11 protein-coding genes and 1 pseudogene are annotated in these 12,823 nt (G+C 36.0%); 3 read left to right on the forward strand and 9 right to left on the reverse strand.

Features of this window, described 5'->3' with window-relative positions:
- Positions 1 to 5: 5 nt before the first annotated feature.
- From wVul_RS10190 to folD, 3 genes and pseudogenes are all read left to right on the forward strand, one after another.
- Positions 6 to 271 (forward strand): annotated as a pseudogene (locus wVul_RS10190) (DUF2312 domain-containing protein).
- On the forward strand, positions 264 to 839 hold the full coding sequence (locus wVul_RS07550) for a UbiX family flavin prenyltransferase (protein WP_047759765.1): 576 nt from the start codon (positions 264 to 266) through the stop codon (positions 837 to 839). Before wVul_RS10190 ends, wVul_RS07550 begins: the two are co-directional and overlap by 8 nt.
- Positions 823 to 1,710 (forward strand): bifunctional methylenetetrahydrofolate dehydrogenase/methenyltetrahydrofolate cyclohydrolase FolD, encoded by an 888-nt coding sequence (folD, locus tag wVul_RS07555; RefSeq protein ID WP_047759766.1) that lies wholly within the window; start codon positions 823 to 825, stop codon positions 1,708 to 1,710. The genes wVul_RS07550 and folD overlap by 17 nt, the downstream gene beginning before the upstream one ends.
- A 114-nt stretch (positions 1,711 to 1,824) precedes the next feature.
- Here folD and wVul_RS09495 read toward each other — a convergent pair whose 3' ends face one another.
- The 9 genes from wVul_RS09495 to wVul_RS07600 form a co-directional block, all read right to left on the reverse strand.
- Positions 1,825 to 2,505 carry a hypothetical protein gene (locus tag wVul_RS09495; RefSeq protein WP_047759853.1) on the reverse strand — a complete coding sequence of 227 codons (681 nt, stop codon included), beginning with the start codon at positions 2,503 to 2,505 and terminating at the stop codon, positions 1,825 to 1,827.
- A 119-nt stretch (positions 2,506 to 2,624) separates the two neighbouring features.
- Complete coding sequence (gene leuS / locus wVul_RS07565) at positions 2,625 to 5,213, reverse strand: leucine--tRNA ligase (protein ID WP_047759854.1); 2,589 nt, start codon at positions 5,211 to 5,213, stop codon at positions 2,625 to 2,627.
- Positions 5,214 to 5,217: 4 nt separating this feature from the next.
- A complete protein-coding gene (locus tag wVul_RS07570; RefSeq protein WP_047759855.1) occupies positions 5,218 to 5,808 on the reverse strand; it encodes a murein hydrolase activator EnvC family protein in 591 nt (196 codons plus the stop codon).
- A gap of 46 nt (positions 5,809 to 5,854) precedes the next feature.
- The gene (locus wVul_RS07575) at positions 5,855 to 6,187 is read right to left on the reverse strand and encodes a MerR family transcriptional regulator (protein WP_047759767.1); all 333 of its coding nucleotides are present in this window, start codon (positions 6,185 to 6,187) and stop codon (positions 5,855 to 5,857) included.
- Positions 6,184 to 6,483, reverse strand: coding sequence for an integration host factor subunit alpha (locus wVul_RS07580; RefSeq protein WP_047759768.1), 300 nt, complete (start codon positions 6,481 to 6,483; stop codon positions 6,184 to 6,186). The genes wVul_RS07575 and wVul_RS07580 overlap by 4 nt, the downstream gene beginning before the upstream one ends.
- Positions 6,484 to 6,521: 38 nt before the next feature.
- Positions 6,522 to 7,718, reverse strand: a complete 1,197-nt coding sequence (locus wVul_RS07585; RefSeq protein ID WP_047759769.1) for an MFS transporter — start codon at positions 7,716 to 7,718, stop codon at positions 6,522 to 6,524.
- A 759-nt stretch (positions 7,719 to 8,477) separates the two neighbouring features.
- Positions 8,478 to 10,412: an excinuclease ABC subunit UvrB gene (uvrB, locus tag wVul_RS07590; protein WP_047759770.1), complete on the reverse strand. Its 1,935-nt coding sequence runs from the start codon at positions 10,410 to 10,412 to the stop codon at positions 8,478 to 8,480.
- An 86-nt stretch (positions 10,413 to 10,498) separates the two neighbouring features.
- Positions 10,499 to 11,260: a cytochrome c1 gene (locus tag wVul_RS07595; protein WP_047759771.1), complete on the reverse strand. Its 762-nt coding sequence runs from the start codon at positions 11,258 to 11,260 to the stop codon at positions 10,499 to 10,501.
- 278 nt (positions 11,261 to 11,538) lie between these two features.
- Positions 11,539 to 12,765, reverse strand: a complete 1,227-nt coding sequence (locus wVul_RS07600; RefSeq protein ID WP_047759772.1) for a cytochrome b — start codon at positions 12,763 to 12,765, stop codon at positions 11,539 to 11,541.
- Positions 12,766 to 12,823 lie beyond the last annotated feature (58 nt).

Below are 12,823 nucleotides of genomic sequence, written 5' to 3' on the forward strand. Positions count from 1 at the left end.
GTTCTATGGAAGATACAGTAAAAATAACGGCTGAAGAGTTGAAGAGTTACATAGAGAGAATCGAAAAACTTGAACAAGAAAAGAGGGATGTGCAAGATCACATTCGTGATATATATGCAAAAGCGCAGATGAAGGCTGGGATGCAAAAGTGATGAAACAAATTATTAGGCTAAGAAAGATGGATGATGGTGACAGAGAGGAACAGGAAATATTACTTGATACCTATAAACGTGCATTAGGAATGGGTTGCGAAGAAGAGCTAAGTGAATAGTAGAATTGTAGTTGGAATAAGTGGAGCATCTGGTTCTATTTATGGTGTACGGATTCTAGAAGCACTAAAAAATACCAACCATGAAACTCATTTAGTGATCAGCAGTGCTGGAAAAATAACTCTAGCTCATGAGATGAAAGAAAAACTTGAAGATATTACATTGCTTGCAGATTTTTACTATTCTGAAGAAAAAATAGGAGAAAAAATAGCAAGCGGCTCATTTAAAACCTCAGGGATGGTTATTGCTCCATGTTCTATGAAGACAATGTCTGAAATTGCATCAGGTGTTACTTCCAATCTATTGACAAGAGCTGCAGATGTAACGCTAAAAGAAAGAAGAAAGTTAGTTCTTATGGTGCGAGAATCGCCACTACATCTTGGGCATCTACGAAATATGTTAAAACTAACGGAGATGGGAGCAATTATTGCTCCGCCAATGCCTGCTTTTTATATTAAACCAAAATCTTTGGATGATATTGTAAATCATTCTGTTGGTAAAGTATTGAATTTATTTGATATCGCATTGCCTAATTTCAAGGAGTGGCAAGGAAATGACAATTATTATTGACGGTAAAAAAATAGCTAATGGTCTCTGTGAGAAGCTATCACAAAAAATTGATACTTTAAAGAGAGAGCATAATATTTTTCCTTGCCTAAAAGTAATTCTCGTTGGTAGCAATCCAGCAAGTCAGGTTTATGTTCGCAACAAACAGAAAAAAGCAAAATCAATAGGCATAAGTTCTGAAACAATTCTTTTATCTTGTGAGACATCAGAAGATGAGTTAATTGGAAAAATTAATGAATTAAATGAAGATCCATCTGTGCATGGAATTTTAGTTCAGTTGCCTCTACCAAATCACATCAGTGCGAGCAGAGTAATTAATGCAGTAAGTGTTGAAAAAGATGTAGATGGCTTTCATGATGAAAATGTTGGCAGGTTAGTTAAAGGTGAAAAAAATTGTCTGATACCTTGTACTCCTAAAGGTTCTTTGCATTTAATTAAGTCAGTTGAAAATAATCTGTCCGGTAAAAACGCAGTTGTGATTGGTAGGTCAAACATCGTGGGTAAGCCAATGTTTCACTTATTGCTGCAAGAAAACTGCACTGTTACCATCTTGCATTCACAAAGTAGGGATTTAGCTGGGTATTGTTCCAAAGCGGATATAGTAGTTGCAGCAGTTGGAAAACCTAATTTTATTCAAAAAGATTGGATAAAAAAAGGTGCAATAGTAATTGATGTTGGAATAAATAGCGTTAACGTAGGAAATCAAGGTAAGCTTGTAGGTGATGTTGACTTCGAAGGAATAAAAGAAAAAGTCAAAGCAATTACTCCAGTACCAGGAGGCGTTGGCCCGATGACAATTGCATTTCTTATGATGAACACTGTAGTCGCTGCTTGCTTGCAGCAGGGAGCTGATGCTTCTAATTTCATTAGTTGAGGGCATGAGAAGAATAGATACCCCGTCTCTAGATAATAACATCTAATTTTGTCCAAACAGCAAACCACTTTGCAGGATCACCTTATCCACTACAGAAATATGCAATTTAGAGCATTAAAAATTATAACGTATTCCTACCTCTAGCATCGCGTCCGGTATTTGTAATGGTGGTTTAAAACTACTTAGTTGCCCACCCATGGTCATACCAACTGTACCAATTATCTGCGGAGTAACTTCATAATCAACACCAACCTTTAGTTTATACGAAATAGCACCCAGCATTTTATCTACTAAAGATGAACCAGGGAGCTTTTCAGCAGCTAGTAGAGCTGGAGCTTCTTTACTCTCTCCTTCCCCTGCACCATCACCACCTGCACCATCACCACCTGCACCATCACCACCTGCACCATCACCACCTGCACCATCACCACCTGCACCATCACCACCAAAGCCAAAAGGTATTACTTGGAGATATCCACCTAAACCTCCACTAACGTATAGCTTAACGGGATCAATATTAAGGCCAGGATAGAAGCGGTAGTTTACCAATAAGCTAGCTCCTATGCTCTTTAATGACTTAACATTACTGAGAACCTCAAGTTCAAATTCAGAGTTTTGGTCATAATGGTAACCAAGAACAACGCCAGGTTTCATTTTAAAGCCACCACCCCAACCAGCACCAAAGTTTAAACCTGCATAGTACTGACTCTCTAAATTAGCCGCTGCATTATCATCTGCACCTGCTAGAGATGAAGTGAGCAATACAGCCAAAACACACAATCTCTTTATTTTCATATAACTACCCATACCAAAAAATATATAATGCGTAAGTATATATCCTTTATATTAAAAAAGATATAACTGCATATCAAAAAAAGTATAACTATAAAATTAGGGACGTGCTACTCAAATTTTTATATAACTATGTTTACTACCTTATTTGGTATAGCATATATAGTGCGAATTTTGCTTTGATCGATTCTATTAGATACAGAACCTGTTGCTATTTTCTTCAATTCTTCTTGAGGTAAATCAGTTGCTACTTTGATAGTCGCACGCAACTTTCCATTGATCTGCACTGCCACAGTCACCATATTATCAATTAGTAGTGATTCATCAGCTTTTGGCCAAGGTTGACCTCCTATTTCTTGCCATAGGCTTTCAGCTAGATGTGGTATGAACGGTTCGATTACTCTGATTAGTATACGTATACCTTCATCAATAAGAGATTTTCCAGTTTTTACATCTATTTCAGCTATTAAATTCGTCATTTCACGGAATTTTGCCACTACACAGTTTAACCTGCAGTTTTCCAAGTCATCTGTAAGTCCGTGTAAGAGCTTATGAATTTTTTTTCTATATTCTAGAAGTTTATCTGTGTAATTTGGTGTCATCCCAGTACGTGACACTGCAGCATCACGTGCTGGAATGACAGGCAGTTGTATAGGCCTTAGCTGCATTACCATACGCCACAATTTATTTATATAGCGAGAACAGCCTTCTACGCCATCATCTGACCATTCCATATCTTTTTCTGGAGGAGTGTCAGATAATACAAACAAGCGAGCAGTATCAGCACCGTACTTTTCTATGATAAAGTTTGGGTCAATTGTGTTCTTTTTCGATTTGCTCATCTTTTCAACTTTCCCAACTTGAACCTTAGCACCTCGTGCCATCAAATCTTTTGCTTCTTCAGGAAAGAGCCATTTGCCATTCTCATCTTTATAAGTTACATGGCAGACCATTCCTTGAGTGATTAAAGTAGAAAAAGGCTCTTTAATATCAAAATAGCCACATTTGGTCAAAGCACGGCAGAAAAATCTTGAATAAAGCAAATGCAGAATTGCATGTTCTATCCCACCTATATAATAATCAACAGGCATAAAACGATTACACGCATCTTTATTGATAGACTTATTTTCACTACAAAATGCAGCAAAATACCAAGAAGACTCGAAAAAAGTGTCGAATGTATCAGTTTCACGCTCTGCTTGCTTTCCGCATTTTGGACAATCAACAAACTTCCAAGTTTGGTGGTTATTCAGGGGATTACCGCCACTTGTAAATTCTACATCCGTTGGTAGAACTACAGGAAGGTCTTTTTCTGGAACTGGCACAGTTCCGCAATCTTTACAATATATAATAGGTATAGGACATCCCCAATAACGTTGCCTTGAAATTCCCCAATCATGCAAACGATAGTTTACTGTTTTTTTACCTATCCCTTTTTCTTCAAGCTTTTTAATGATTACTTTCTTTGCCTCATTAACCGTTAGTCCGTTTAAGAATTCGGAGTTGAACATCACTCCATCGCCAGTATAGGCTTCATTTAAATCCTCTGTCATCCAAGTAGCTTGACACTGGGATCCATTATAAGAATCCTGATCACGCGCTGGAATGACACCTAAGTGGGCCAAAGAAACAACGGGAATAATCGGCAAATCATATTTCTGCGCAAATTCAAAATCACGCTGATCATGTGCAGGGCAACCAAAAATTGCACCTTCTCCATACTCCATCAACACAAAATTCGCTACATAGAGGGGCAATTCCTTATCAAGAAATGGATGTTTGACATTTAATCCTGTGTAAATCCCGATTTTTTCGTCACTCTCTCTTTTCGATTTTATTTCCTGGATCCCAGTGTCGAAGCACTGGGATGACAAAGCTTCAGAAGCGTCTGGAATGACAGCAAAAGAACCATCTTTTAAATCCTGCACAATAGGGTGCTCTGCTGCCACTGCACAGAAAGAAGCTCCAAATAAAGTATGAGGAGAAGTTGTAAAAATCTTTAACTTCTTATTCAAGCCACCTATTTCAAATTCTATAGTTACCCCTTCGGACTTTCCTATCCAGCGTTCTTGCATCGTTTTGACTTTTTCTGGCCAGTTTTTTAAATTTTGCAAGTACTCAAGTAGATCTTCAGCGAAATCAGTAATCTTCAAAAACCATTGAGATAACTTACGTTTTTCAACAACTGCACCTGATCGCCATCCTTTTCCATCAACCACTTGCTCATTTGCAAGCACTGTTTGGTCCACTGGATCCCAATTAACCCACGACTCTTTTCGATAGGCAAGCTCATGCTTTAAAAAATCCAGGAAAAATTTCTGTTCGTTTTTGTAATAATCGGGATCACATGTGGAGAGCTCACGATTCCAGTTGTAGGAAAGACCTATAGACTTTAGCTGCGCACGCATATTGTCTATATTCTCTTTTGTCCACGCCGCAGGGTTAATGTTATTGTCTCTCGCTGCATTTTCAGCTGGTAATCCAAACGCATCCCAGCCAATTGGGTGCAAAACCTCAAATCCACAAGCTCTTTTGTAACGTGCTATTACATCTCCTATTGCATAGTTACGCAGATGCCCCATGTGAATCTTACCAGATGGATATGGAAACATCTCCAACACGTAACATTTCTTCTGTTTACTATCTTTGCTTACAGAAAAATCCCACTTATTTTGGTAGAATTTTTCAATGTTTTTAAAATCATATTTCATAAATTTAATCACAATTTATGTGTGCCAAAGGATCGACTGCTTGACCATTATGCCGTATTGTGAAACACATCTGCGGATCTTTATCTTGTGTGCTTGATTTACCTGCAGACCCAATAACCTGGCCTTGTTTTACTTTATCATCAATTTCAACTTGTATGTTTTTTAAATAGGAGTACATAGTCATGTAATTATCTTTATGTTCCATTATAATTAAATTTCCATACCACCTCAGTCCTTTACCTACGTATATCACTTTGCCAGGTGCAGAAGCAATAACATTTGTTCCATTTTGAGCAGTAATTCTTATGCCATCCTGACATATTTTATCAGAAGAGGTAGCTGCACCTTTAACCGGTATTACAAATTTACACATGCTTTGTGCATTATTGTTATATACCTTATCTACGAAGGCTTTTCTACTTTCTTTTCGCAGCGAAGAATCAACATTTTCTTTAATCAAATGGTATTCCCTTGTGTACTCTAGGTCTCTTTTCCCATAAAACTCCTCACCTTTAAGTAGTACAGAAGCAGGTTTTTGCAGGCCACAGCTTATCAGTATTGCTGATAATATAAAGAACAAGACTATACGAAACATAAACTTATCTCTAGATATATCAACTTTCACAAAACTTTATAGTGTTTTACGTCTGCTCATTACTTTCTTCATTTATTTTATCAATCAAATAGTCTCTTAAATCAGTAAGTTCTTGAAACAAATTCCTTAAATCATGATTGATTTTTACATCGTTACAAAATTCCTTTTGTACTCCTTTTATTGTATATCCTTTATCGTATAGCATGTATTTTACTTTTTTTATCGCCTCTATACACTTACGATCATATAGTCTTCTTCCCTTACGTTTTATGGGTTTGATTTGATGAAATTGACTTTCCCAAAATCTTAAAACATGCTGTTCCAAATGTAGTTCTTCAGCTACTTCCCCAATTGTATAAAATAATTTTTCCTTATTCATCGATTATTTATTGATTTTTTTAACACTTGTGAAGATCTAAAAGAAATTGATTTTCTCGCTTGAATTACTACTTTTTTCGATGTATTTGGTATATTTCCTGGCCTTTCTTTCTTTTTTTTAACCAAGAATGTTCCAAATGAAGATATTTTTACTATTCCATCTTTTACCAAGCTTGTCTTTATCTCATTCAATATATCATCTATTATCGCAATAGAGTCTTCTTTTGATAGTCCAATTTCCTGATTTATGCATTCAGCTATTGTTGCCTTAGTTACTGTTGTGTCTTTTGTTGCCATAATTTATTACAGTATGTCAATATAATATAGCAATCGACTCAAGATTCAGCTACTTTATTTTTATAGTATGTTTCTTTTGTAGCATAATTTAAAATACTAGCAACTGCTAACATCGCAAATACTGTGAAAAGCGCTTTTTGATAATCTGGAAAAAGCGCTAAAACTGATACTACAATTCCGCTGACAATAAACATAAATCCATTGATAATGGATGATGATGTGCTAATGTATTTCCGCTCCACAATCTCACTGCCAACAGTAAAATTAAGCATATGTCCTCCTGAAAAAAAACCAAACATTAACATACAAAAGTATACAATATGAGCTGTTAAGTGACTGTATAGTAAAATAATAATTGAAATGCCTTGCAGTAGAGCAAAAGCGGAGATTACGTGCCTTCTATTTTCAAATAGATTTGAGATTAGATCTGCAATTGGAGCACCAATTGCAAGACCAAGCCACAATATTGCAGTTGCCACACCTGACTCCATTGTATTGAGCTCTAAGTTGATTAGTAACCTTGGTGCCCACAACATATTAAGCGCTAAAAATGTTCCAAAAGTAATAGCACCCACTATTGAGGTTATCCAGATATCTCTTAATTTTAGCACCATTAGTACAGAACGTATTACTGTTTTTATAGAGCTTTTTATTATGTATCTTTCCAAACTTTTTTTTGAAAATCCTTCTGGATAAAAAAACATAAGTACAAATATCGACACGCCAAATAATATTACGCATACAATTAGATTCTTCCAATCTGTACCTTCAGCAAGAAAGCTAGAGAATAACATTTGAATCGTCAAAGCGGAAAGACTTGAAATTGTCTGCACTAGTGAAAACATTAATCCAAATTGGGTAATGGGAAAGTATGTGCTACTTATATGAGCAGCGCCAATAAAACCAAACGATGCTCCAATTGCAATCAACAATTGAGATAAAATTAAATGGGCAAAATTGTCACTGTTGATAAGGACAAAAAACCCAAAGATCATAATTGACAATGAGAAAAAATAAATTTTTTTACTGGAAAAAACGTTAAACATTGCCCCACTGAAAAATTGTGAGATGGCAAAAGTCCAAGTATATGCTGAATTAGCCAGTGCAACTTGCGCAATTGTGATCCCAAGTTCTTTTTCAAGATTTACACTTATAAAAGTATAGATTATCTGCATATTGCTGAATATAACAATCAAGTTACTGATCAACCAAATGAACCAAGCTCTACTTCCCATAAAATTTATTTTACGAGTAATCCATTGATACTAAGCCTCCTTTAGGCTCTGATTACTGTTAAAACAGTTGCAATTATAGTATGATATAAAAGCTATGGAAACTAAACAAACAATTTATTGTGAAATTTAAACTGCCATCAAAGTAGACCTATTCCAGCACAACAGCCAATAAAAACCACTTGACAAACTTTCCCACTTTCCTTATTATACTAATAAGAGTATTTATCCTTGTTTTTGGGCTCAACGACAAAATTCAGTAAAAAAACTCAGATATTTATTGGCAAATTACATAAAATTATAGCGGCTGCATGTCTTTTTTATTTTTTCTACATTCAGCCAAAACGCGCTTTAAATAAGCGTTAGCACATTATTACAACGCCAATTTAAATTATTATAGGGTCAAAACTCGCTATACGGGGGTTCTTTTGTCTTTTTTTATTTAGTAAATTTCTTAATATTTATAGCTAAAGTAATTTTAGAGAGCCAGCGCGTGACTAGTTCTTATTACCTGGTCGAGTCTTCTGAATCCCAGTGTCAGCTATTCGGATGACAGGAAAGAGGGAACTGGGATGACACCGAAGGGGCTACAGGAACGACACTACAGAGGTTACTTAGATGACAAGAAAGGAAGCACTGATTTCAATATTTATTAGTCATGCACCTGAACAGATACCTTTTTTCTGCCACTCGGATGATGTTTTTTCAAATTGTTGGTAAATCAAAGTCAGTTTAGCTATTAATTATTCGTCTTTTTTCCAGTTATTCAATGGGTCTATTATTAAATCTTTCAATAATACCTTTTATTTTTGCCGCCTCTTCAAACTCTAAATTTTCAGCATGCTTCAACATTTGCTTTTTCAAACTGTTTAGATCATCCTTATTAAAATTCTCAACTACCACTTTTTCCTGTAAAGTATTTGATATAGGCTTTATTATAGTTTTTGGTACAATATTATGCAGTGTATTATACTCTGTCTGTTTCTTTCTTCTCCTTTCAGTTTCTTTCAGTGCGCGATCCATAGAATTAGTCATTTTATCTGCGTATAAAATTACTCTGCCTTCAACGTTGCGTGCAGCACGGCCTATCGTTTGAATGAGTGAAGTCTCCGATCGTAAAAATCCTTCTTTGTCAGCATCCAAAATTGCAACTAACCCACACTCGGGAATATCAAGACCTTCCCGCAGTAAGTTAACACCAATTAGAACATCGATTTTTTTCGATCTTAATTTACATATAATATCAATTCTTTCCAGTGCACCAATATCTGAATGCAGATAATTTACTTTCATACTGAGCTCACTCATATGCTCAGCTAGCTTTTCAGCCATTTTTTTTGTCAATGTGGTAATTAGAATACAAAATCCCTTTTTTATTGTTACTTGCGCCTCGTGAATTACATCATCAACCTGATTCTCTGTTGGTTTTATGGTACAGATGGGATCTGTGAGTCCTGTTGGGCGGATAACTTGCTCTATGAATGCATGATTAGTCTTTTCTAATTCGTATTTTCCAGGAGTAGCCGAAACGTAAATAGTTTGGGGCCGTATTGCCTCCCACTCTTCAAATTTTAATGGACGGTTATCAGAAGCAGAAGGGAGCCTAAAACCATAATCAATCAATTTCTTTTTACGTGCTTCATTGCCACTATACATTGCACCTATCTGGGGAACGGTTACATGGCTTTCATCAACAAATAAAATTACATTTTTAGGTAAATACTCAAACAACGTAGGCGGTGGATCCCCTGCTTTCATTTCATAAAGATAACGAGAATAATTTTCAATACCTTTACACACTCCCGTTGCCATCATCATTTCAATATCAAAATTAGTACGCTGCTCAAGGCGCTTTGCTTCAACAATTTTGTTCTGTGAATAGTAATAATCCAAGCGTTCATGAAGTTCTTTTTTGATCAGCTGAACTGCTTGCAATAGAGTTTCACGTGATGTAATGTGATAGCTGTTTGGAAAAATGGTGATTTTATCTATGCGTCTGATAATATTGCCAGTCATGGCATCGATTTCAAAAATTTCTTCTATTTCATCACCAAACAATGATAGACGCCAAGCTTTATTTTCATAATAGGTAGGAAAGATATCGATAATGTCGCCACGCACTCTGAAATATCCTCGCTCAAATCTAACATCAGAGCGCTTGTATTGAAGATCAGCTAAATTACTCAGGAAATCATTAACACGCACTTTATCTCCAATATTAAGGGATATAGTCATATTGAGGTAACTTTCAGGCGAACCAAGACCGTATATACAGGAAACACTGGCAACTACAATTGTGTCCCTGCGCTCCAAAAGCGAACAGACAGCGGAGTAACGTAGCATATCAATTCTTTCATTTATTAAAGAGTCTTTTTCAATATAAGTGTCAGTTTGTGGCGAATAAGCTTCAGGCTGATAATAATCATAATAAGAAATGAAGTATCCAACAGCATTGTGGGGAAAAAATCCTCTCATCTCCTCGTAAAGCTGCGCCGCTAAAGTTTTATTATGCGCCATAATTAACGCAGGCCTGTTTGTTCTTGCAATAACATTTGCCATAGTGAAAGTTTTTCCAGAGCCGGTAACTCCAAGCAAAACCTGATCTCTTTTGTTGTTATTTAGCCCTTCAACTAAGCTATCTATTGCCTGTGGTTGATCTCCAGCTGGCTGAAAATGTGTAACTATTTGAAATTCCATACCTTTATATTTTCATAATGTATTTATTATTATATAATACATTTGCTAGTGTAAATAAGGTATAAAAGAATGAACATAAAAAAACTCTATTTTTTCTTTTTATAGAGCTTGCTCCAAATCCTGTTGTTAGTTAATACAAAAAACACCGTCAAAATTATAAAGTATGTCACTATTTTTAACCCAAGTTTATGTCGGCGTTCCAGCTCTGGCTCCGCTGCCCATTGTAAAAAATTTACCACATCATATGCCATATTTTCAACTGTGGCTTGCCTTGCACCATCATATTCTACCATTCCTTCAGAAAGCGGTGGTGCCATAGCTAACCTACCTGTTGAAAAATATGGATTAAAATATAAACCGTTCTCATCATGTTCACCGTTTTGATAACCAATTAGTAGTGAATAGACATAATTTGCACCATCATGTCTTGCTTTGACAATTAATGATAAGTCCGGTGGAATTGCGCCATTGTTGCTTGCTGCAGCTGCTTCTTTCGTGTCAAAAGGTGCAATAAAATAGTCCGAAGATACTCCCGGCCTATCAAACATTTCACCCATATCATTTGGCCCATCTTTCACTTGATAAGAGGCTGCGATTTGTTTTACATCCTCTTCAGAAAAACCAACATCTTGCAAGTTACGGAACGCTATTCTATTCATTGAATGGCAAGCAGCACAGACTTCCTTGTATACCTTATAGCCACGCTGAACTGACTCTCTATCGAAAGATCCGGTAATCCCATTAAAACTCCAATCCATCTTCTTATTTGGTGATGGTGTGAATTCTTCTGCAGATATAAAACTAGACAGGAATAACATGCAAAAGACTGCAAATACATTAGATCCCATGCGTAACCACTGTTTTAGTAAATTTCGAATTGATGTCATTCCAGTGCTTGACACTGGAATCCAGTTTATTTCATCACTGACATTATGGTTATCGTGCACTCCCAGAATTTGTTGTTCATTGCATGATTTATAAGTATTTTTATATCTGGATCCCAGTGTCAAGCACTGGGATGACAACAGAAGATAGCGAAATGACGCTGTGTGTTGTGTACAATGTTCATAAAGTTGTGAAGCTGGGATGACAGAGAATTTTGTAAGGAATTTGCTTTGAGTTGACATTACTTCATCTCCGGCACAGAATCACTTATGGTTTTTGGTGGTTCTTTTGGTTTCTCATACTTACTAAGTAAAGGTAAAATTATCACAAAGTATGAAAAGTAATAAAGAGTTGAAAGCCTACTTAAAGTGATGTAAGGCTCTTTGACTTCCTGACCGCCAAGCCAAGCAAGAAATGCAAAATTTACTGCAAAAACCCAAAAAAATTTCTTAAACAGTGGACGATAAGCACCACTTTTAACCTTTGATTGATCAAGCCAAGGCAAAAGAAACCACACTAAAATAGACCCAAACATGGTAAGTACACCAATAAGTTTATTTGGAATTGAACGCAGCATCGCATAAAAAGGTAAGAAATACCACTCTGGCACTATATGTACTGGAGTTACCATAGGATCAGCTTCTATATAATTATCAGGATGCCCAAGATAATTAGGGGCATAAAAAACAAATGCAAACAAAATTATAAAAAATAAGCCAAAAGTTATGCAATCCTTTGCTATATAATAAGGATAAAATGGAATGGTATCCTTATCTGACCTGATTTCTATTCCACTTGGGTTACTAGAACCAAATCTGTGTAGAGCAATAACATGCAACATAGCTAAAGCAATAATAATGAAAGGCAGAAGATAATGCAGTGCAAAAAAACGATTAAGTGTTGGGTTATCAACAGAAAAACCGCCCCATAACCATGTAACTATTTCATTGCCAACCAGGGGTATGGCTGAAAATAAGTTGGTTATGACTGTTGCACCCCAAAAACTCATTTGCCCCCAGGGAAGAACATACCCCACAAAGGCAGTTGCCATCATTGCAAAAAATATAAATATGCCAATAAACCACACCATCTCTCGTGGCCTCTTATAAGATCCATAATACAATCCACGCATTATATGGACGTATACAACCATAAAAAAAAGCGAAGCTCCAACAGCATGAGTGTAGCGTATCAACCATCCGTAATTTACGTCACGCATTATACGCTCCACGCTATTAAACGCATAATCAACATGCGGAGTATAATGCATAGCAAGAAATATACCTGTTATTATCTGCAAAATTAGTGCTATACCAGCTAAAGAACCAAAATTCCAAGCATAATTTAAATTTTTTGGTACTTGATAAGAAGCAGTGTGTTTTAGAAAAGAAAATATAGGAAGCCTATACTCTATCCAACCTAATATACCTTTTTCTTCTATTATTTCTTTTTTGCTACCATCTTCCATAACTTAAAGTTTTTTCGCCTTAACTCATTTTATTGTAACAACTTACCTACAACGCACA

The organism is Wolbachia endosymbiont of Armadillidium vulgare str. wVulC (assembly GCF_001027565.1).
Classification (GTDB): domain Bacteria; phylum Pseudomonadota; class Alphaproteobacteria; order Rickettsiales; family Anaplasmataceae; genus Wolbachia.

What these genes read in the sequence shown, in the direction of transcription:
- wVul_RS07585 (WP_047759769.1), bottom strand. Translation starts at nt 7,718, where the DNA reads ATGGGAAGTAGAGCTTGGTTCATTTGGTTGATCAGTAACTTGATTGTT.
- folD (WP_047759766.1), top strand. Translation starts at nt 823, where the DNA reads ATGACAATTATTATTGACGGTAAAAAAATAGCTAATGGTCTCTGTGAG.
- wVul_RS09495 (WP_047759853.1), bottom strand. Translation starts at nt 2,505, where the DNA reads ATGAAAATAAAGAGATTGTGTGTTTTGGCTGTATTGCTCACTTCATCT.
- uvrB (WP_047759770.1), bottom strand. Translation starts at nt 10,412, where the DNA reads ATGGAATTTCAAATAGTTACACATTTTCAGCCAGCTGGAGATCAACCA.
- leuS (WP_047759854.1), bottom strand. Translation starts at nt 5,213, where the DNA reads ATGAAATATGATTTTAAAAACATTGAAAAATTCTACCAAAATAAGTGG.
- wVul_RS07580 (WP_047759768.1), bottom strand. Translation starts at nt 6,483, where the DNA reads ATGGCAACAAAAGACACAACAGTAACTAAGGCAACAATAGCTGAATGC.
- wVul_RS07575 (WP_047759767.1), bottom strand. Translation starts at nt 6,187, where the DNA reads ATGAATAAGGAAAAATTATTTTATACAATTGGGGAAGTAGCTGAAGAA.
- wVul_RS07570 (WP_047759855.1), bottom strand. Translation starts at nt 5,808, where the DNA reads ATGTTTCGTATAGTCTTGTTCTTTATATTATCAGCAATACTGATAAGC.
- wVul_RS07595 (WP_047759771.1), bottom strand. Translation starts at nt 11,260, where the DNA reads ATGGGATCTAATGTATTTGCAGTCTTTTGCATGTTATTCCTGTCTAGT.
- wVul_RS07600 (WP_047759772.1), bottom strand. Translation starts at nt 12,765, where the DNA reads ATGGAAGATGGTAGCAAAAAAGAAATAATAGAAGAAAAAGGTATATTA.